This window comes from Pseudonocardia sp. P-1 (assembly GCF_058111925.1).
In genome coordinates, this window is the sequence record NZ_CM176614.1 from 3,437,779 (window position 1) to 3,455,278 (window position 17,500).

A 17,500-nucleotide genomic window follows, 5' to 3' on the forward strand; every position below is an offset into this window, starting at 1 on the left:
GGGCGATGGCCACGAGCACCGGGGGCGACCCCCACCTGGAACGCGCCTACTCGCTGAGCGGCCCGGCCGACGCCCGGGCCCTCTACGACGAGTGGGCCCCCACCTACGACGCCGACCTCACCGGCGAGGCCCAGGGCTACGTCGCGCCCGCGGTCACCGCAGACGCCGTCGTCGCGGCCGCGGGCCCCGGCGGGGAGATCCTCGACGCCGGTTGCGGCACGGGGCTGGTCGGCGTCGCGCTCCGCGAGCGCGGCGCGACCACCGTCGACGGGATCGACCTGTCGGCCGGGATGCTGGAGCGGGCCGGCGCCACCGGCGCCTACCGGGACCTGCGCGAGGCCGACCTCACCGCCGCGCTGGAGCTGCCCGACGACTCCTACGACGTCGTCGTCTGCGTCGGGACGCTCACCCACGCCCATGTCGGGCCCTCGGCGCTGGCGGAGTTCACGCGGGTCGTGCGGCCGGGCGGCTACCTGGTCGCGACCGTCCTCGACGACGTCTGGGAGTCCGGGGGCTACCGTGCCGAGGTCGACCGGCTCGCCGCCGCCGACGTGTTCGAGGCCGTCTCGATCGAGGTCGCGCCCTACCGGTCCGGGCAGCAGGTCGACTGCCGCCTCCTGGTGCTGCGGGTGCGGTAGGTGAGGATGGGCCCATGAGCGACGACCGCGGCCCGGTGACCGGGCGCCGGATCCTGACCGTGCTGCTGGTGCTCGCCGCCGCCGTGCACGTCCGGCTCGCGTTCGGCGCCGTGGGACCGGTCCTGGCCGGGCTGGACGGGCTCGTCGCCGCGGCCGCCGTCGTGTCGCTGCTCCTGCTGCTGCGCCGGGCCGACGGCCCGGCGCTGCTCGCCTGTGCCGTCGCCGGCGGGCTCGGTGTCGCGCTGTTCCTCGTGCCCGGGCTCCTCGCCGTCGCGCAGGGGGTGAACTGGACCGCCTGGCTCGACGCGTGGGCGTTCGGCGGTCTGCTGCTCGACGCGATGGTCGTGCGGATCGCGGTGTTCACCCTGCGCCGGGCCGAGGGCGCGCCGCGCCGCTGATGCCGGTGGAACATCTCCGGATCGAAAGCATCGGCCTGATTCCTGTCTGTTCCGTGATCGTGAAAATGCGCTCCTGAGCTGGGACGACGTACCCGACCGTTATCTCCGTGTGATACGTCACCGGTCGCCCGCTTGACCTGATCTCGGCCGGTCGGCGACCTTCGTGGTCGCTCCGGTCCACACGGCCGGGGCACGCACCGAAGCGCCGGAACCGCCACGCCACCACGGCCCCGTCCCGCGGTCCCCGGCCAGTCGACCTGCACGGACCGAGACGGGGCCGCGGGCCGCGAGTCCCCTCGCGACGACACCGGCACAGCGCTCCCCGCGCGACCGGCCCGCCCGGAAAGCCGTGGGTCCGGACCTCAGGTGATCACACAATGAGCAGCACGCGTATGTCCATCCGTGGGCGTTTCGTCGGAACTCTCGTCGCCGGTGTCCTGGCGTTCGGCGCTCCGCTCGCCCTCGCCGGGCCCGCGACGGCCGCCCCCGAGACCTCCGCCGCGGTCGCCCCCGCCGCCGTCGCGGTCCCCACGCAGTCCGTCGCGACCTCGACGTGGGACAAGCTCGCCCAGTGCGAGTCCAGCGGGAACTGGAACACCAACACCGGTAACGGCTTCTCCGGCGGCCTGCAGTTCACGCCGTCCACCTGGAAGGCCTTCGGCGGGTCGGGCAAGGCGCACAACGCCAGCAAGTCCGAGCAGATCCGCGTCGCCGAGAACGTCCTGGACGCCCAGGGCTGGAAGGCGTGGCCGGCCTGCTCCAAGAAGCTGGGCCTGCGGTAGTACGCGGCACGTACGGCGGCCGGTGACCCGGGCAGGTCACCGGCCGCCGTCGTGTGTCAGTAGCTGCGGGGCAGCCCGAGCACGTGCTCGGCGACGTGGTTGAGCACCATCTCCTGCGGCAGCGGTGCCAGGCGCATCAGGCGGGCCTCGGTGAAGTAGCGGCTCACGTCGTACTCGGTGGCGTAGCCGAATCCGCCGAGGGTCTGCACCGCCCGGTCCGCGGCGAAGAACGCGGCCTCGGCGGCCAGGAACTTCGCGGTGTTGGCCTGCTCGCCGCACGGTTCGCCCGCGTCGTAGCGGGCCGCGGCATCGGCGATCACCAGCGACGCCGCCCGGAGCCGCATGTGCGCCTCGGCCAGCGGGAACGCGATGCCCTGGTTCTGCCCGATCGGCCGCCCGAACACGGTGCGCTCCTTCGCGTAGGCGACGGCGGCGGCCAGCGCGGCCCGCCCGGTGCCCAGCGCCTCGGCGGCGATCAGGATCCGTTCCGGGTTGAGCCCGTCGAGGATCAGCCGGAAGCCGCGGCCCTCCTCGCCGACCAGGTCGGCGGCGTCGACGGGCAGGTCGTCGTAGACGACCTCGCAGGACACCACCGCGTTGCGGCCCAGCTTGTCGATCGGGGTGATCGTGACCTCGGGGCGCTGCAGGTCGGCGAGCAGCAGCGACAGCCCGCCGGTCCGCGTCGCCACCTCCGCGCGCGGGGTGGTGCGCACCAGCAGCAGGACCTTGTCGCAGAACGGCGCCTTCGACGTCCACACCTTGCGCCCGCGGACCAGGTACCGGTCGCCGTCGCGGCGGGCGGTCGTGGTGATCGCGGTGGTGTCGAGTCCCGCGTCGGGCTCGGTGACACCGAACGCGACCTGCAGCGACCCGTCGGCGACCCGGGGCAGGTAGCGCCGCCGCATCTCCTCCGAGCCGTGCCGGACGACCGGGTTCATCCCGAAGACCGACAGGTGGATCGCCGACGCCCCGTTCATCGCCGCCCCGGACGCGGCGACCTCCTCCATCACCGCGGCGGCCTCGGAGATCCCGGCACCCCCGCCGCCGTAGGCCTCGGGGATGGCTACGCCGATCCAGCCGCCGGCGGCCATCGCGTCGTGGAACTCCTGCGGGAACCGGTGCTCGCGGTCGCAGGTGCGCCAGTACTCCGACCCGAAGCGGGAGCAGACCGCGCGGACCCCCTCCCGGATCTCCGGATGCGTGCTCACGCCGCGCGCAGCCGGGTGACGACGTCGAGCACCAGGGTGGGGTCGGGGTCGTAGGGGGTGTTGAGCGAGACCCGGTCGACGAGGCCGCGGTAGCGGTCCGCGATCCCGGACGCCACCTCGGCCGGGTCGCCCGCGACGGCGAACAGCGCCAGCAGGTCGTCGTCGACCAGGCCGGTCATCTCGTCCCAGGCCTGCCGGCGCGACAGTCCGTTGAGCTCGTCGGCGAGCGCGCCGCGGCCGTGGTGCTCCAGCACCGGCCGGTACGGCGGGGTGGAGGCGTAGAAGGCGATCTGGCGTCGCACCCCGGCCTCGGCGACGGCCCGGGCCTCGGCGTCGGCGCCCAGGACCGCGAAGACCGGCAGGCACACGTCGAAGCCGGCGAGGTCGTCGCGGCCGCGTCCGCGGCGCAGCGCGGGCAGCGTCACCTCCGCCAGGTACGACGGTGAGGTCAGCGAGTGCGCCAGCAGGCCGTCGGTGACCCGGCCCGCGACCTCGGTCATCCGCTCGCCGACCGCGGCCAGCATCACCGGCGGGATCCCGTGCGGGTTCGGCCCCGGTGAGAAGAACTCGGTCATCAGGGTGTGGGAGTAGAACTCGCCGCGGTGATGCAGCCGGTCCCCGGTGGCCCAGGCGTCGAAGATCGCCCGCAGGGCGGAGACGAAGTCCTCCATCCGGGCCGCGGGGCGGCTCCACGGCATCCCGAACCGGCGCTCGATGTGCGGGCGGACCTGCGAGCCGAGCCCCAGGTCGAAGCGGCCGCCGGAGAGCAGCTGCACGTCGTTGGCCTGGTAGGCCAGCGTCATCGGGTTGCGGGCGAAGGCGACCGCGATCGCCGACTGCAGCCGGATCCGGCTGGTCGCCCGGGCGGCCAGCGCCAGCGACACGAACGCGTCGTGCGAGGTCTCGGGGACCGACAGGGCGTCGTAGCCCTCGGCCTCCGCGGCGACGGCCGCCGCCTCGGTCTCGAGCGGGGAGGCGGAGAAGCCGCCGGTGGTGTCGACGCGCAACTCAGGCCCCCCGCTGCTCGGGGACGACACGGTCGAGCCAGGACAGCAGGTCCGCGACGATCTCCTCGCGGTTGGTCTCGTTGAACACCTCGTGCCGGGCACCCGGCCAGATCTTCAGCGTGACGTCGTGCAGCCCGGCCTCGGCGTAGCGCTCGGTCAGCGGCCGCACCAGGGCCAGCCCGGCGTTGACCGGGTCCTCGTCCCCGACGACGACGTACACCGGCAGTCCGCCCGCGATCCGCTTCAGCGTGGCGGCCTCGCCGAGCGGCCGGGCGGCGGCGAACATCGCCTGCGTGCCGGGCAGGTCGAGGCCGAAGCCGCAGCGGGCGTCGGCGACGTAGGCGTCGACCTGAGCGGGGTCGCGGCTGAGCCACTCGAAACCGGTGCGCTGCTCGAACGGCGCATTGAACGACGACAGGTCCAGCGGCGCGGACAGGTCCAGGCCCTGCTCCATCAGGTCGAGCAACGCGGTGCCGGACAGCACGACCGCGTCCGGCGGCGGCGCGTCGGCGACGAGGAACTGCTGCACGGCGAACGAGCCCATGCTGTGACCGAGCAGCACCAGCGGGGCGCCCGGATGCTCGGCGCGGGCGTGCGCGGACAGCAGCCCGATGTCGCCGACCAGCTGCTCCCAGCCGTCGTCGCCGAGGACGCCGAACTTCTCGGGCCCGCCCGCGGTGGCGCCGTGACCGCGGTGGTCCTGGGCGTAGACGGCGAAGCCGCGGGCGGTCAGCGCGTCGGCGAGGGCGACGTAGCGCAGGGCGTGCTCGCCCATGCCGTGGGTGATCTGGACGATCCCGCGCACCGGGTCGCCCGCGGCGGCGGGGAGCCAGCGGTAGGCGGTGACGGCGGCGCCGTCGCGGCCGGAGAAGGTGAACGTGTCGGACATGCGTGGGCACCGCCAGTGGTGGGGGGTCGATCTCGGTCGGATCGTGCGCCACCGGGCCGAGGGGGTCAATGCCCGGGTTCGATCTCCGGTTCGATCTCGGTCAGGTCGGCGACCATCGCGGCGAGTACCCGCAGCGTCGCGTCGACGTCGGCGGGGTCGAGGTGTCCGGCGACCGCGCGCAGCCGCGCGTGCTCCCGTCCGACGACCTCGTCGATCACCGCGCGCCCGGCCGGCGTCGGCACGATCAGGGGGGACCGCCGGTGCCGCGGGTTGTCCGCCCGCTCGACGAGCCCGGCGGCCAGCGCGTCGTCGACCATCCGCTGCACGAACTGCCGGCTGAGCGACTGCGACCGCCCGATCCCGGGCACGGTCATCGGGCCGTGCCGCCGGAGCTGGTCGAGCACCGCGCGCACGCCCGCCGAGACCCGGTTGTCCGGCGCGGACTCCTCGACCTCGCGCAGCACCCGCCGGTAGAGGGGGCCCACGAGTACGTAGACCTCGGCCAGCTTCTCGGCGGTGTCGTCGATGCCGGGCACCCTCCGAGTATGACACCTGGGTTGTCACGATGCCCAAATAATGACACCTTGGTTGTCATGACGCTTGCCCTCGCCCAGGTCACCGTCCCGACGTTCCTGCCCGTGGAGGACGGCCGGATCGCCTACCGCGACACCGGCCCGCACCCGGACGGGCGCCCGCCGCTGGTGTTGCTGCACGGGGGCGCCGTCGACGGACGGATGTGGTCGCGTCAGATCGGGCCGCTGTCCGCCCGGCACCGGGTCGTGGTGCCGGACGCCCGCGGGCACGGCGCGTCGTCGACGCCCGGCCCGCAGGGCTACCGGCCGCACGCCGACCTCGCCGCGCTGCTGGAGCACCTCGACGCCGGGCCGGTCGCGCTCGTCGGACTGTCGATGGGGGCGCGGGTCGCGTTCGACACCGCGCTGGAACGCCCGGACCTCGTCGACCGGGTCGTGCTGTGCGGCGCCGGCGCGGGCGAGCCGGTGTGGACCGACCCGTGGACGGTCGACACCATGGCGCGCTGGGAGCAGGCGCGCCTGGACCTCGACGCCGAGCGCTGGGTCCGGGTGTTCCTGGAGTTCGTGCCCGGCCCGTTCCGCACGGAGGCCGACGTGGACCCGGCCGTCCTCGCCGAGATCCGGCTGATGGCGGTCGACCTGCTGTCCCACCACCTGCCCGCGGACCCGGCCGCGCCCCCGGGCCCGATCGGCTTCCTCGACGACGCCGTCGAGCGCGCCGGCGCGTTCCCGGTGCCGCTGCTCGGTCTCGTCGGCGCCCTCGATTCCGACGACCACCGGCGGATCGTCGCCGACGCGGTCGCCGCCGTCCCGGACGGCCGCTCCGGCGAGATCGGTGGGACCGCGCACTACCCGAACATGGAGCGTCCGCGGGAGTTCGAGCGGGCGGTGCTGGACTTCGTCAGCCGGTAGGGGTGCGGGCCCACACCGCGTACAGCGGATCCCCGGGTGCGCCGCAGTCACGGGCCACCGGGGTGTCGAACGCGCCGCTGCGCCGGAAGTACTCCCCGACGATCGCGACCCGCGTCCTGTCGTCGGAGGCGAGCCACCCGCGGACCGCCTTGGTCGGGAAGCAGCGGTTCGAGAACGTGGTGGCGAACACCCCGCCCGGCACCAGCACCCGTCCCACCTCGGCGAACACCGCGACCGGGTCGGTCAGGTAGTCGACCGAGACGGTGCAGACGCAGGCGTCGAACGCGGCGTCGGCGAAGGGGAGCACCGGGTCGGCGTTGAGGTCGTGGCGGACGGCCTCGTGGGCCATCTCGTTGGCGGCGAGCTCGGCCCGGTTCATGCCCAGCACGGTCAGGTGCTCCGGGCGGTGCGGCAGGTGCGACACCCACGACGACATCAGGTCCAGCACCCGGCCGGTGGTGCCGATCTCGTCGTAGAACGCCGACGCGGCGGCGATGGCGCCCTCGTCGATGTGCTGGACGAAGCGCGGGGGCAGGTAGAACTCGCGGTCGTCGGCCGGGTCGGCGCGGTCGAAGAAGCCGTCGGGGAAATCGTTCATCGTCGTGGGAGTCTGCCGTCATGACGACGTTCGTGCTGGTCCACGGTGCCTGGGGTGGCGCCCATTCCTTCCACCTGGTGCGCCCGCTGCTGCGCGCGGCCGGCCACGACGTGGTGACGCCCGCGCTCACCGGCATCGGGGAGCGCTCGCACCTGGCCGGGCCGTGGATCGACCTGTCCGTCCACGTGCGCGACGTGGTCGGCGCCGTGCTCTACGAGGACCTGCGCGACATCGTGCTGCTCGGGTTCTCCTACGGCGGCATGGTCGTCACCGGGGCGCTCGACGAGATCGGCGACCGGGTCCGTGAGCTGGTCTACCTCGACGCGTTCGTCCCCGACGACGGCGAGTCCGCGCTGGACCTGGCGCCCGGCCTCGCCGGCGCGGTGCCGGCGCCGGGCGCACCGGGACTGGGGTCGTCGTGGCTGGTCCCGGGCCCGGAGCGGCACTACGACGACCCGGCCGAGGCCGCGTGGTCGGCGCCGCGGCGCTCCCCGCAGCCGGTCCGCACGCTCACCGAGCCGGTGCGGCTGTCCCGGCCGCTGGAGCAGTGGCCGTGCGGCCGGACGTTCGTGCGGGCCACCCGGGAGGACGTCGCGGGCGGGGCGTTCACCGCGGCCGCCGACCGCGCCCGGACCTCCGACGCCTGGCGCTACGCCGAGATCGACACCCACCACCTGGTGCCGCAGAACCGGCCCCGCGAGCTGGCCGCGCTGCTGCTGGACCTGGCCGGGTGATCAGCTGCCGAGCGCGCCGCGCAGCCAGGCGACCGAGCGCCCGGTGAAGTCGTCGGCGATCGCGACGCCCTTGCCCCAGCCGTCGAAGCCGTGCGGGGCGCCGGGGACGACGTCGAGCTCGACGGGCACCCCGGCCTCGCGCAGCCGCTGCGCGTAGGTGATGTCCTCGTCGTGGAACAGGTCGACGTCGCCGACGCCGATCCACGCGGGCGGCAGCCCGGACAGGTCGGCGCGACGGGCGGGCACCGCGTACGGGGCGGGCTCGCCGGTCCCGGGCGGGCGCCCCAGGTAGGCGCGCCAGCCGACCTCGTTGTTGCGGTTGTTCCACACCCGGTGCGGGGGCCGGTCGAGCTCGCGGCGGGCGGCGGTGCGGTCGTCGAGCATCGGGTAGACCAGCCACTGCGCGACCGGCTGCGGTCCGCCCTCGTCGTGCAGGCGCTGGACCAGCGCGGCGGCCAGGCAGCCCCCGGCGCTCGCCCCGCCGACGGCGATCCGCGCCGGGTCGACCTCCAGCCGGCCGGCGGCGTCCCGCAGCCAGGTCCAGCCGGCGTGGCAGTCGTCGAGCGCGGCGGGGAACGGGTCACCGGGCGCGAGCCGGTAGTCCACCGAGACGACGACGATCCCCAGGTCCGCGGCGAGCTCGCCGCACCGCACGTCGTCGATCATGGGGGAGCCCAGGACGAGGCCGCCGCCGTGGAACCACAGCAGCGCCGCGGGGGTCGTGCGGTGGTCGGGGACGTGCACGCGCAGCAGCGGCGGGCCCGGGTGGGTGGTGGACCGGACCCCGTCGACGGTGGCGGGCCCGCCGCGCCGGGACAGCCGCTGCAGCAGGCGCAGCAGCCGGGGGCGGTGCAGTGGGATCGGTGGGACCCACCGCAGGGGGCGACGCAGCTCGGCGGCGATCCGGTCGGTGCTCACGATCCGATCCTGCCGGTGCGGGCCGGCCTCGCACACCTCGAGGACCTCGCACCGTCTGCAGGGGCCGCGAGGTGCGAGGTCCGTGCGGTCCGTACCGGACGGGGCGGTGCCGGTCGCTCCTCCGGTCGCGGTGCCGCTGGCCCGGTGCCGGGTGGGGACCGCGGGGCGGCACCGGCGGTTGCCCGGGGGTGTGGTGGCGCGACGCCCGCTCAGCGCGACAGCGCCGCGGCGAGGCGTCGGGTCAGCGGGTCCGGGGCGGCCCACGTGGCGACGGTGTGGCCGTCGTCCTCGACCCGGTGCACCCACTGCACCCCGCGCAGCGCGTTGACCAGCAGGAACCCGTCGGCCCCGGTGAGCGCGGCCAGGGGCAGCGGGGCGATCCGCACGGCGCCGGGGCCCAGCAGGTCGAGCAGCGCGCGGCGGCCGGTGCCGGGCAGGATGCGGCCGTCGAGCGGGGGGACCCACAGCCGCCCCCGGTGCACGGCGGCGACGGCGGAACGCGTCGTCTCCAGCACCAGGCCCGCCGGGTCGCACAGCAGCGGCGAACCGTCCCCGACCCCGGCCTCGTGGGCGTCGAGCCAGCGGCGGTCGACGAACTTGTGGGACTCGCCGTCGGTGCCGCGGCGGACGACGGCGACCACCCCGCCCTGTGCGTCGAGCGGGACCGGTCCGGGCCAGGGGACCGCGCGCACGGTGACCCGCGACGGGTCGTCCGGTGTCGCCTCGACCCGGACCCGGTGGTGCCCGGCCGCCCCCGCGACGGCCGTGGCGACCTCGGCCTCGACCCGCGCGTCGAGGGGGCGGCCGGTGACCGCGAGGTAGGAGCGGCGCAGCCGGGCGGCGTGCTCGCCGACCCGGCGGGCCCGGCCGTCGACGCAGGCCAGCGTCTCGAACAGGCCCGCGGCCCGGTCGGCGGGCCGGGCGACGGGCGGCCGGACCGGCCGGGGCGGGCCGTCCAGCGCGGCCAGGACCGGGGCGGCCTTGGTCAGGACCTCGCCGAACTCCTCCGCCGGGTCGGAGTCGACGGTGATGCCCCCGCCGACGCCGAGCCGGCCGCTTCGGCTGCCGTCGGGCCCGGCGGGGCCGAGGTCGAGGGTGCGGATCGCGACGTTCAGCTCCAGTCCTGCCAGCGGGCTCACCCCGCCGACGGCGCCGGTGAACAGCCCGCGGTCGCCGTCCTCGCAGTCGGCGATCACCTCGCAGGCCCGGATCTTCGGCGCGCCGGTGACCGAGCCCGGCGGGAACGTGGCGACGAGCAGGTCGGCGTCGGTGACGTCGTCGCGCAGCGTCGCGTGCACCCGCGACACCAGGTGCCACACCCCCGGATGCGGTTCGACGGCGAGCAGCCGCCCCGGCCGCACCCCGCCGGGCCGTGCGACCCGGGCCAGGTCGTTGCGCATCAGGTCGACGATCATCACGTTCTCGGCCGCGTCCTTCACCGAGGCGCCGAGCCGCGCGCGTTCGGCGTCGTCGGCGTCGCCACCGGTGCGCGGCCGGGTGCCCTTGATCGGCGCGGTGGTGGCCCGGTCCCCGGCACGGTGCAGGAACAGCTCCGGGCTCGCGCCCACCGCGGCCCGCTCCGGCGTCACGACGAGCGCGGCGCGGGCCGGTGCGACCGGCTCGACCAGCCGGGCCCACGCCTCGTGCGGGTCGCCGTCGAGCCGCACCTCCAGCCGGGTCGCGATGTTGGCCTGGAAGATCTCGCCGCGGCGGATCTCGGTGACGCACCGCTCGACCGCGGCCAGGTGTGCGTCGCGGTCGGGCCACCGGGTGACCGCGATCCGGGCCGTCCGGCCCGGCGCCGGGCGGGCGAGGTCGGCGCACAGCTGCGTGTACCGGCGCTCGGCCGAGCCGGTGTCGGGGTGCACCGCACCGGGGTCGTCCGGCAGGCCCGGCAGCGGGGCTCCGCCGGCGACCAGCGCCTCGAACCACCAGCGCTCGCCGTCGTGCCGCAGCACGTCGCGGTACCAGGACAGCACCGCCGTCGGCCGCACACCGGGCGGGGCGTGGTCCAGGAGCCCGAACCAGCCGCCTCCGACGGCCCCGGCGGTCCCGGCGCCCGGGTTCGCCGCCGGGCCCGCGGACGGTGGCGGCGCGTCCAGCACGGCGAACGGGTCGGCCCCGTCCGGTGCGGTGAGCACCGGGTCGGTGGCGACCAGTGCCCCCCACGACCAGCTCCCGCCGAAGGCGACCAGCCGCGGCCGGTGGGCGAGCAGGCGCACCGCCGCCGCCACCCCGGACGGTGCGACACCGTCCGGGACCGGGACACGGTGCAGCCCGGTCCGGGCCGGGGCGGTCGAGGTCACCGGGAGAGCATGCTGATCCGGCCCTGCGCGGGGAAGGCGCCGTGACCCGGCGCACGCCTCACTCCCAGCTCTCCGGGCGCCGGGCGACGGCGTGGATCCGCTCCACCTCCCGCGGGCCGAGCACCGGGGTCAGCCCGCGCAGGGCGTACACCAGCGCGCCCTCGGTGGCGACCACGACGTCGTCGGGCCAGCGGCGCACCCGGAGCGGGGCCCCGACCAGCGCGATCACCGGGCGGACCGGCGTCGACGCGGCGGCGGCCCCGAGCCGGGGAGCAGCAGCTCGCGGACCCGCTGCGCCTCGGCCCGGGCCCGCGGCACCGCGTCCGTGGCCGTCCCCGCGACGACCAGCCGATCGCCGTCGAGGAGCAGGGAGCGGCCGCGGTGGTGGCGGGTGTCGACGACGCAGATGCCGGGCGGCCCGATCAGGACGTGGTCGAGGTCGGCGGCGCCGCCGTCGAGCGGGACCGAGTGCAGGACCTGCCATGCCGGGGGCCTGCCGAGCAGCCGGTCCCGGCGGGTCCGCCCGGTGAGCGCGGTCAGCAGGTGCGCGGTGCGCTGCTCGCCGTCGGCGCCGAGGCGCCAGTTGCGGTCGGGGAACCCCGCCCTCCGCTGCTGCGCGGCGACGTGCCCCACCCGCCGGCCGGGGTAGTGGCGCGCCAGGTCCAGCGCGCGGGAACGGTCGGTGGTGGGGGTCGCGGGTGTCGTCGTCATGGCGCGGAGTGTGCACCCGACCACCGACAGGAAACGGCGCTCGCCGGTAACCTCGCGACGGGGTGGTGCAGCCATGAACGGTGTGGACCCGCGGTTCGAGTCACCGGTCGACCGGACGATCCGGGAGGCCGTCGAGCGGGGCGACTTCGACGACCTGCCCGGCAAGGGCAAGCCGTTGCCCGGGGCGGGACGGATCGGCCCGGTCGACGAGAACTGGTGGATCCGCGGCTACCTGGAGCGGGAGGGCGTCCCGGGCGACGCGATGCTGCCGCCGTCGATCCAGCTGCGCAAGGAGCTGGACCGGATCGACGAGACCGTCACCCGCTTCGTCGACGAGCGCCGCGTGCGTGAGCACGTCGAGGAGGTCAACTCCCGGGTCGTCGACCACATGCGCCACCCGATGGGCCCGCGCGTGCCGATCCGCAGGCTCGACGCCGACGAGGTCGTCGCGCGCTGGCACGCGGCCCGGGAGCGGCGACGGGCCGCCGCCCGGCCCGCCGCGCCGCCGCCCGCCACCGCGGAGACCGCGCCGGGGTCCCGCCGTGGCTGGTGGGCACGCCTGTTCGGCCGCTGAGAGCCGTCGGGCCCCTCGCCCCGGAGACCACCGGGGCGACAGGTCCGCGCGCGGACTCACCGGGCGGGCGTCGCCGGTGTCCGTGGCGCGAAGTGACCGGGGGAGGCCAGCGGCCGGTCGGTCTCCAGCAGCGTCTTGAGCGCGGACAGGATCGCGGGCCAGCCCTCGCCCACGTCGCGGGAGTCCTGCGCGCCCTGCTCGTCGTCGGTGAAACCGGTGTGGACGACCTGCAGCTTCACCGCCTCCTCGCCGAACGGGGAGAGCGTGAACTCGACGACGGTCGGCGGCCGTCCCGCGGCCTGTTCCGCCTGCCCGGTGAAGGTGTAGGACAACCGGTGCGGCGGCTCGACGGCGAGGATCTCGCCGATGAAGTCGTCGCGGTCGGGGTGGACCGCCTCCAGCGGGCTGCCCACCCGCCAGTCCGAGGTCAGCTCCGCGCCGCCCCAGTACTGCATGGTGAACGCGGGCGTGGTCAGCGCCCGGAACACCTGCTCGGCGGTGCTGCGGATGTAGGTCGTGTAGACGAACCTGCGCTCACTGCTCATCGTGCTCCTCCAGCGCCGCGCGCAGGGCGGTGACCGCCTGCACCCGGCTGCGCTCGAACTTCCCGATCCACCGGTCGTGGATCTCCTGGATGGGGACCGGGTCGAGGTGGTGGAGCTTCTCCCGGCCGCGACGCAGCGTGGTCACCAGCCCGGCCGCCTCCAGCTGCGCGAGGTGCTTGGACACGGCCTGCCGGCTCATGTCCAGCCCCTCGCACAGCGCGCCGAGCGTCGACTCGCCCTGCTCGTGCAACCGGTCGAGGATGCGCCGCCGCGTCGGGTCCGCGAGTGCGCGGAAGACGGCGTCCACGTCGGTCACGCCGCCAATTATGCAACCATTCGGTTGCCTGTCAACCGCTGCCGGGACAGTCGTCCGCCGGGCTTCTCCACCGACAGCACCGTCGCGCCCAGCAGCATCGCCTGGTGCAGCACCGACGCCGCGACCAGCAGCGGCAGGACCGACCGGTCCCCGGCCGCGGCGGCGTCGACCCACCCGGTGGTGAGCGCGACCGACGAGACGATCACCGCCGGCGCCAGCACGGTCTTCGCGACGACCCAGCGGTACCGGAACAGCCCCCACGCCGTTCCGAGGCCGAGGGCCGCCCCGCTGAGGACGGTGCCGACGGCGAGGAACGGGATCATCCCGTTCCCGACGGTGCCCATCACCGCGACGGCGAACCCGGCGTCGCCACCCCGCAGCAGCACCGCCACGGGCAGCACCAGCATCACCAGCGACGCGCCGGTCCAGGCCACCGCGAGCAGCACGTGCACCGTCCGCAACGCGGCCCGCGGGCGCCGGGCGAGCCGCCGCGGTGCGGTCCGTCCGGCCCGCTCGGCGACGGCGGTCACCGCAGCTCCTCGGGCATCTCCTCGTCCGGCGACGCCTCGCGCTCGGCCCGCCGGGAGTGCACGAACAGGATCAGGCCCAGCCAGAACGCCGGCCCGATCGGGACGAACAGCGGCGCCGGGCCGAGCACGGCGCCCAGGACCAGCAGGAGCAGCACGGCGACGGTCACCCCGGCGTGGATCCGCAGGTTGCGCTGCGCGCGGGGGGTGAGCGGACCGCGCCGGGGGCGACGCGGCCGCGGCGGGCGGGGCAGCCCGGCGAGCAGCGGGACGAGCTCGTCGCGGGTGCGGGCGGCGTAGGCGGCGGCCTGCCGCTCGTCGGACTCGGCGAGGGTCAGGCGCCCCTCGGCGGCGGCCGTCCGCAGCCGGGCGGTGACGTGCTCGCGCTCGGCGTCCGAGGCGAGCACGGCGTCGGACCGGGGCGGGAGACCGCCCGCGGTCGTCGCCGTGGGCGCGGTCGCGGCCGGTACCGCGTCGGCCGGGGGCGGGGTGACGGGGGACGGTGCGGCCGGTGCCGGGGCGGTGGCCGGTCCGGGTGCGGGACGGGTGTCCGGAGTCGCTGTCATGACGGCCAGCGTCGCGGTGCCGGGGGGTCGCGCGCGTCCGTCCGCGGTCGCCGATCCCGCTGCCGCCCCCGGGGAAGGAGCGGCCGCCCGTGTACTCCCGCGGGTGTACGGCACCGGTCACCGTCCGGACGACGACCGCTGTCGGTGCCCCGGTCTACGGTGTCCCGCGTGCCCGCCGACCGACGTCCGAGGTGGGGCGGGATCGCGCGGATCCTCGTCCCTGCGCTGGTCGTCGGCCTGTTCACCGTGGGCGGGACGGCGTTCTACGCCGTCCGCAGCGCGCAGTACCCGGACCCGGACGCGACGGCACTCCCGCTCGACGGGCTCGCCGTCGCACTGCTCGCGGTGGGGCCGGTCGCGCTGCTGTTCCGGCACCTGAACCGGGTCGTGGCGCTCGCGGTGTGCGCAGCCGCGGTCGTCGTCTACCTGGGCCTGGGGTACCCGCCGATCGGGCCGCTCGGGTTCGCGTTCGCCGTGGCGCTGGTGTCGGCGGTCGCCGCCGGGCGCCACCACCGCGCGCTCGCGGTGGTGGCCGTCGCGCCGGCCGTGCTGACCGGGTGGCTGCTCGTGACCGGGCGGCCGATCCCGTGGCCGGCGACCGCGCCGGTCCTGGCCTGGCTGGCGGCGCTCGTCGCGGGCGGCGCCCTCTGGCGGGTCCGGCGCGAGCGCACGGCGCAGGCCCGGCGGGCCGCCGAGGCCGAGCGTCGGCGCAGCGCCGACGCCGAGCGGCTGCGCATCGCCCAGGAGCTGCACGACGTGCTGGGCCACCACGTCTCCCTGATCAACGTGCAGGCCGGGGTCGCGCTCTACCTGATGGACGACGACCCGGAGCAGGCCCGCACCGCGCTCACCGAGATCAAGCGGGCCAGCCGCGACCTGCTGCGCGAGATGCGCTCCACCCTCGGCGTGCTGCGTGGGGTCGACGAGCAGGCCCCGCGGGCGCCCACCCCCGGCCTGGACCGGCTCGACGCGCTGCTCGACGAGGTGCGCGCCGCGGGGCTGCCGGTGCGCCGCGGCGCCGAGGGGACCCCGCGACCGCTGCCGACCGGGGTCGACCTGGCGGCGTACCGGATCGTGCAGGAGTCGCTGACCAACACGCGTCGGCACGCCGGGGCCGGTGGCGCGATGGTCACCCTGCGGTTCGGCGACGACGCGCTGGACCTGACCGTCGACGACGACGGTGCCGGCCCGGCGCCCGGCGCGGTGGACGGCACGGGGCTGACCGGCATGCGCGAGCGTGCGCGCTCGGTCGGCGGGACCCTGGAGGCGGGGCCGGGCCCGGAGCGGGGCTTCCGGGTGCGCGCCCACCTGCCCGCGCCGCCGGCCGACCCCGCCGCCGCGGACCCCGCCGCCCCGGAGCCCGCTGCCCCGGAGCCCGCTGCCCCGGACCCCGCTGCCCCGGACCCCGCTGCCCCGGACCCCGCTGCCCCGGACCCCGCTGCCCCGGACCCTGCTGCCCCGGACCCTGCGGCCCAGGGCTCCGCCGCCCCGGGCTCCGCCCCGGCCGGGCGTTCCCCCGCGGAACCCGCTCCGGCCGACCCGACCGGACGGGCCGGGGCCGCCGGGGCGACCGACCGCCCCGGGCGGGCCCACGTCCCCGACCGCCCCGCGACCCCGGGAGCCGACAGGTGATCCGCGTCCTGCTCGCCGACGACCAGGCGCTCGTCCGCTCCGGGTTCCGCGCCCTGCTCGGCTCCCAGCCCGACCTGGACGTGGTCGCCGAGGCCGCCGACGGCGCACAGGCCGTCACCGCGGCCCGCGAGCACCACCCGGACGTCGTCCTCATGGACATCCGCATGCCCGGCACCGACGGCATCACCGCGACCCGGGAGATCACCGACGACGCGGAGCTCGCCGGCACCCGGGTGGTCGTCCTGACCACCTTCACCGACGACTCCTACGTCTTCGACGCGATCCGTGGCGGCGCCAGCGGATTCCTGGTCAAGGACTCCGAACCGGCCGACCTCATCCACGCCATCCGGGTCGTCCACGGCGGGGAGGCCCTGCTCGCCCCGGCGGTCACCCGCACCCTGATCGCCGAGTTCGCGGCGCGCTCCCGGGGCGGCCCCGACGGCGCGGTCCGGCTCGGCGAGCTCACCGACCGCGAGCGGGAGGTCCTCGCGGAGGTCGCGGCCGGGCTGTCCAACGACGAGATCGCCGCCCGCCTGCACATGAGCCCGACGACGGCGAAGACCCACGTCAGCCGCACGATGACCAAGCTCGGCGCCCGGGACCGCGCGCAGCTGGTCGTGCTGGCCTACGAGTCGGGCCTGGTCCGCCCCGGCTGGCGCGGCTGAGAGGATCGCGGGCGTGACCACCGTCTTCGTGTTCAACGGCCCGAACCTCAACCTGCTCGGGACCCGCAAGCCGGAGGTGTACGGGACCACCGTGCTCACCGACGTCGAGGCGCTGTGCCGGGAGTCGGCCGCCGCGCACCACCTCGAGCTGGACTTCCGCCAGACCAACCACGAGGGCGTCCTCGTCGACTGGATCCACGAGGCCGGCACCGCGGTGAAGCGCGGCGACGCGGTCGGCCTGGTCCTCAACGCCGCCGCCTACACCCACACCTCGGTCGCGCTGCACGACGCGATCGAGGGCGCCGAGCTCCCCACGGTCGAGGTGCACATCTCCAACGTGCACGGCCGCGAGACCTTCCGGCACCACTCGTTCGTCTCGCCGGTGGCGGCCGGGATCGTCGTCGGGTTCGGCGTCGACGGCTACGCGCTCGCCATCGACGGGCTGGTCCGCAAGGTGCGCCCGCTGCGCGCCGTCTGAACCCGCGCCGCCCGCCGCCGCTGCGCTGCCCGGCCGGTGCGCCGCCGGATCGTGCGCCGTCCGACCGGGCCGGCGCCGGTCGGCCCGGTCCGTCGCCGTACCCCTCGGACGGCGGTGACGGACCGGGCGGGGATCACTCCCCGGCGACGGCCGACGGGTCCATCCACACGAACTCGAGGTGGTGGCCGTCCGGGTCGTCGATGCCGCGGCCGTACATGAAGCCGTGGTCCTCGGTCTTGCCGGACAGCGCCCCGCCCGCGGCCAGACCGGCGTCGATCAGCCGGTCGACGTCGTCGCGGCTCTCGACGCCGAAGGCGTTGATGACCTCGCGGGCGGTCCGCGGGTCGGCGACACCGGGCTGCTCGGTGAACTCCCGGAACCGGTCCTGCGCCATCACCATGACCACGATGGCGTCGCTGACGACGAACGAGGCGGTGCGCTCGTCGGAGAACTGCTCGTTCAGGGTGAAGCCGAGCGCGGAGTAGAACGCCTTCGCGGCGTCCAGGTCGCTGACCGGCAGGTTCACGAAGATCATGTTCGGCATCGGGGGCTCCTGTGGACGG

At 76.0% G+C, this 17,500-nt stretch carries 23 protein-coding genes; 9 read left to right on the forward strand and 14 right to left on the reverse strand.

Annotation, left to right across the window (positions count from 1 at the left end):
* The first annotated feature begins 5 nt into the window (after positions 1-5).
* From AC0GKK_RS16925 to AC0GKK_RS16935, 3 genes are all read left to right on the forward strand, one after another.
* The gene (locus AC0GKK_RS16925; protein WP_357437150.1) at positions 6-638 is read left to right on the forward strand and encodes a class I SAM-dependent DNA methyltransferase; all 633 of its coding nucleotides are present in this window, start codon (positions 6-8) and stop codon (positions 636-638) included.
* A 14-nt stretch (positions 639-652) separates the two neighbouring features.
* Positions 653-1,036, forward strand: coding sequence for a hypothetical protein (locus tag AC0GKK_RS16930; protein WP_073575977.1), 384 nt, complete (start codon positions 653-655; stop codon positions 1,034-1,036).
* 377 nt (positions 1,037-1,413) lie between these two features.
* Positions 1,414-1,818, forward strand: coding sequence for a transglycosylase family protein (locus AC0GKK_RS16935; protein WP_357437148.1), 405 nt, complete (start codon positions 1,414-1,416; stop codon positions 1,816-1,818).
* A gap of 56 nt (positions 1,819-1,874) precedes the next feature.
* Here the strand turns inward: AC0GKK_RS16935 and AC0GKK_RS16940 are convergent, their stop codons facing one another.
* The 4 genes from AC0GKK_RS16940 to AC0GKK_RS16955 all read right to left on the reverse strand — a co-directional run bounded on the left by AC0GKK_RS16940 (position 1,875) and on the right by AC0GKK_RS16955 (position 5,458).
* Complete coding sequence (locus AC0GKK_RS16940; RefSeq protein WP_405421078.1) at positions 1,875-3,026, reverse strand: acyl-CoA dehydrogenase family protein; 1,152 nt, start codon at positions 3,024-3,026, stop codon at positions 1,875-1,877.
* On the reverse strand, positions 3,023-4,033 hold the full coding sequence (locus AC0GKK_RS16945; protein WP_357437143.1) for a TIGR03617 family F420-dependent LLM class oxidoreductase: 1,011 nt from the start codon (positions 4,031-4,033) through the stop codon (positions 3,023-3,025). Before AC0GKK_RS16945 ends, AC0GKK_RS16940 begins: the two co-directional genes overlap by 4 nt.
* Before the next feature lies 1 nt (position 4,034).
* On the reverse strand, positions 4,035-4,922 hold the full coding sequence (locus tag AC0GKK_RS16950; protein WP_357437141.1) for an alpha/beta fold hydrolase: 888 nt from the start codon (positions 4,920-4,922) through the stop codon (positions 4,035-4,037).
* 65 nt (positions 4,923-4,987) lie between these two features.
* Complete coding sequence (locus AC0GKK_RS16955) at positions 4,988-5,458, reverse strand: MarR family winged helix-turn-helix transcriptional regulator (protein ID WP_357437139.1); 471 nt, start codon at positions 5,456-5,458, stop codon at positions 4,988-4,990.
* Between the two features lie 57 nt (positions 5,459-5,515).
* Here AC0GKK_RS16955 and AC0GKK_RS16960 point away from each other — a divergent pair, with 57 nt between their 5' ends.
* Positions 5,516-6,367 carry an alpha/beta fold hydrolase gene (locus AC0GKK_RS16960; RefSeq protein WP_476653052.1) on the forward strand — a complete coding sequence of 284 codons (852 nt, stop codon included), beginning with the start codon at positions 5,516-5,518 and terminating at the stop codon, positions 6,365-6,367.
* On the opposite strand, the gene AC0GKK_RS16965 is transcribed toward AC0GKK_RS16960, so the two are convergent.
* Positions 6,357-6,965, reverse strand: coding sequence for a class I SAM-dependent methyltransferase (locus AC0GKK_RS16965; protein WP_357437135.1), 609 nt, complete (start codon positions 6,963-6,965; stop codon positions 6,357-6,359). The genes AC0GKK_RS16960 and AC0GKK_RS16965 overlap by 11 nt on opposite strands.
* Before the next feature lie 20 nt (positions 6,966-6,985).
* On the opposite strand from AC0GKK_RS16965, the gene AC0GKK_RS16970 reads away from it, so the two are divergent.
* Positions 6,986-7,699: an alpha/beta hydrolase gene (locus AC0GKK_RS16970; RefSeq protein WP_489882068.1), complete on the forward strand. Its 714-nt coding sequence runs from the start codon at positions 6,986-6,988 to the stop codon at positions 7,697-7,699.
* On the opposite strand, the gene AC0GKK_RS16975 is transcribed toward AC0GKK_RS16970, so the two are convergent.
* From AC0GKK_RS16975 to AC0GKK_RS16990, 4 genes are all read right to left on the reverse strand, one after another.
* Entirely contained in the window at positions 7,700-8,617 is a 918-nt protein-coding gene (locus AC0GKK_RS16975) for an alpha/beta hydrolase (protein WP_489882069.1), read from the reverse strand.
* Positions 8,618-8,826: 209 nt separating this feature from the next.
* Complete coding sequence (locus tag AC0GKK_RS16980; protein ID WP_489882070.1) at positions 8,827-10,923, reverse strand: chorismate-binding protein; 2,097 nt, start codon at positions 10,921-10,923, stop codon at positions 8,827-8,829.
* 58 nt (positions 10,924-10,981) lie between these two features.
* Positions 10,982-11,152, reverse strand: a complete 171-nt coding sequence (locus AC0GKK_RS16985; RefSeq protein ID WP_489882071.1) for a hypothetical protein — start codon at positions 11,150-11,152, stop codon at positions 10,982-10,984.
* Complete coding sequence (locus AC0GKK_RS16990; RefSeq protein WP_489882072.1) at positions 11,149-11,634, reverse strand: nuclease-related domain-containing protein; 486 nt, start codon at positions 11,632-11,634, stop codon at positions 11,149-11,151. Before AC0GKK_RS16990 ends, AC0GKK_RS16985 begins: the two co-directional genes overlap by 4 nt.
* Before the next feature lie 73 nt (positions 11,635-11,707).
* On the opposite strand from AC0GKK_RS16990, the gene AC0GKK_RS16995 reads away from it, so the two are divergent.
* Positions 11,708-12,208, forward strand: a complete 501-nt coding sequence (locus AC0GKK_RS16995) for a DnaJ family domain-containing protein (RefSeq protein ID WP_251783481.1) — start codon at positions 11,708-11,710, stop codon at positions 12,206-12,208.
* Between the two features lie 56 nt (positions 12,209-12,264).
* Here AC0GKK_RS16995 and AC0GKK_RS17000 read toward each other — a convergent pair whose 3' ends face one another.
* Genes AC0GKK_RS17000 through AC0GKK_RS17015 form a run of 4 tightly spaced genes read right to left on the reverse strand, consistent with a single transcriptional unit; the run spans position 12,265 to position 14,162 of the window.
* Positions 12,265-12,753: an SRPBCC family protein gene (locus tag AC0GKK_RS17000; RefSeq protein WP_489882073.1), complete on the reverse strand. Its 489-nt coding sequence runs from the start codon at positions 12,751-12,753 to the stop codon at positions 12,265-12,267.
* Positions 12,743-13,069, reverse strand: a complete 327-nt coding sequence (locus tag AC0GKK_RS17005; RefSeq protein WP_073575964.1) for an ArsR/SmtB family transcription factor — start codon at positions 13,067-13,069, stop codon at positions 12,743-12,745. Before AC0GKK_RS17005 ends, AC0GKK_RS17000 begins: the two co-directional genes overlap by 11 nt.
* Positions 13,070-13,077: 8 nt before the next feature.
* The gene (locus AC0GKK_RS17010) at positions 13,078-13,599 is read right to left on the reverse strand and encodes a hypothetical protein (RefSeq protein WP_489882074.1); all 522 of its coding nucleotides are present in this window, start codon (positions 13,597-13,599) and stop codon (positions 13,078-13,080) included.
* On the reverse strand, positions 13,596-14,162 hold the full coding sequence (locus AC0GKK_RS17015) for a DUF1707 SHOCT-like domain-containing protein (protein ID WP_251783485.1): 567 nt from the start codon (positions 14,160-14,162) through the stop codon (positions 13,596-13,598). Before AC0GKK_RS17015 ends, AC0GKK_RS17010 begins: the two co-directional genes overlap by 4 nt.
* A 168-nt stretch (positions 14,163-14,330) precedes the next feature.
* Here AC0GKK_RS17015 and AC0GKK_RS17020 point away from each other — a divergent pair, with 168 nt between their 5' ends.
* Genes AC0GKK_RS17020 through aroQ form a run of 3 tightly spaced genes read left to right on the forward strand, consistent with a single transcriptional unit; the run spans position 14,331 to position 16,937 of the window.
* Positions 14,331-15,794: a sensor histidine kinase gene (locus tag AC0GKK_RS17020; RefSeq protein ID WP_489882075.1), complete on the forward strand. Its 1,464-nt coding sequence runs from the start codon at positions 14,331-14,333 to the stop codon at positions 15,792-15,794.
* Entirely contained in the window at positions 15,791-16,459 is a 669-nt protein-coding gene (locus AC0GKK_RS17025) for a response regulator transcription factor (protein WP_350590705.1), read from the forward strand. The genes AC0GKK_RS17020 and AC0GKK_RS17025 overlap by 4 nt, the downstream gene beginning before the upstream one ends.
* A gap of 4 nt (positions 16,460-16,463) precedes the next feature.
* Complete coding sequence (gene aroQ, locus AC0GKK_RS17030) at positions 16,464-16,937, forward strand: type II 3-dehydroquinate dehydratase (protein ID WP_405421652.1); 474 nt, start codon at positions 16,464-16,466, stop codon at positions 16,935-16,937.
* A 133-nt stretch (positions 16,938-17,070) separates the two neighbouring features.
* On the opposite strand, the gene AC0GKK_RS17035 is transcribed toward aroQ, so the two are convergent.
* Positions 17,071-17,481, reverse strand: coding sequence for a VOC family protein (locus AC0GKK_RS17035; protein WP_350590704.1), 411 nt, complete (start codon positions 17,479-17,481; stop codon positions 17,071-17,073).
* Positions 17,482-17,500 lie beyond the last annotated feature (19 nt).

What these genes read in the sequence shown, in the direction of transcription:
- AC0GKK_RS16935 (WP_357437148.1), top strand. Translation starts at nt 1,414, where the DNA reads ATGAGCAGCACGCGTATGTCCATCCGTGGGCGTTTCGTCGGAACTCTC.
- AC0GKK_RS17000 (WP_489882073.1), bottom strand. Translation starts at nt 12,753, where the DNA reads ATGAGCAGTGAGCGCAGGTTCGTCTACACGACCTACATCCGCAGCACC.
- AC0GKK_RS17035 (WP_350590704.1), bottom strand. Translation starts at nt 17,481, where the DNA reads ATGCCGAACATGATCTTCGTGAACCTGCCGGTCAGCGACCTGGACGCC.
- AC0GKK_RS16930 (WP_073575977.1), top strand. Translation starts at nt 653, where the DNA reads ATGAGCGACGACCGCGGCCCGGTGACCGGGCGCCGGATCCTGACCGTG.
- AC0GKK_RS16995 (WP_251783481.1), top strand. Translation starts at nt 11,708, where the DNA reads ATGAACGGTGTGGACCCGCGGTTCGAGTCACCGGTCGACCGGACGATC.
- AC0GKK_RS16950 (WP_357437141.1), bottom strand. Translation starts at nt 4,922, where the DNA reads ATGTCCGACACGTTCACCTTCTCCGGCCGCGACGGCGCCGCCGTCACC.
- AC0GKK_RS17015 (WP_251783485.1), bottom strand. Translation starts at nt 14,162, where the DNA reads ATGACAGCGACTCCGGACACCCGTCCCGCACCCGGACCGGCCACCGCC.
- AC0GKK_RS16965 (WP_357437135.1), bottom strand. Translation starts at nt 6,965, where the DNA reads ATGAACGATTTCCCCGACGGCTTCTTCGACCGCGCCGACCCGGCCGAC.
- AC0GKK_RS16970 (WP_489882068.1), top strand. Translation starts at nt 6,986, where the DNA reads ATGACGACGTTCGTGCTGGTCCACGGTGCCTGGGGTGGCGCCCATTCC.
- AC0GKK_RS16925 (WP_357437150.1), top strand. Translation starts at nt 6, where the DNA reads ATGGCCACGAGCACCGGGGGCGACCCCCACCTGGAACGCGCCTACTCG.
- AC0GKK_RS16960 (WP_476653052.1), top strand. Translation starts at nt 5,516, where the DNA reads ATGACGCTTGCCCTCGCCCAGGTCACCGTCCCGACGTTCCTGCCCGTG.
- AC0GKK_RS16990 (WP_489882072.1), bottom strand. Translation starts at nt 11,634, where the DNA reads ATGACGACGACACCCGCGACCCCCACCACCGACCGTTCCCGCGCGCTG.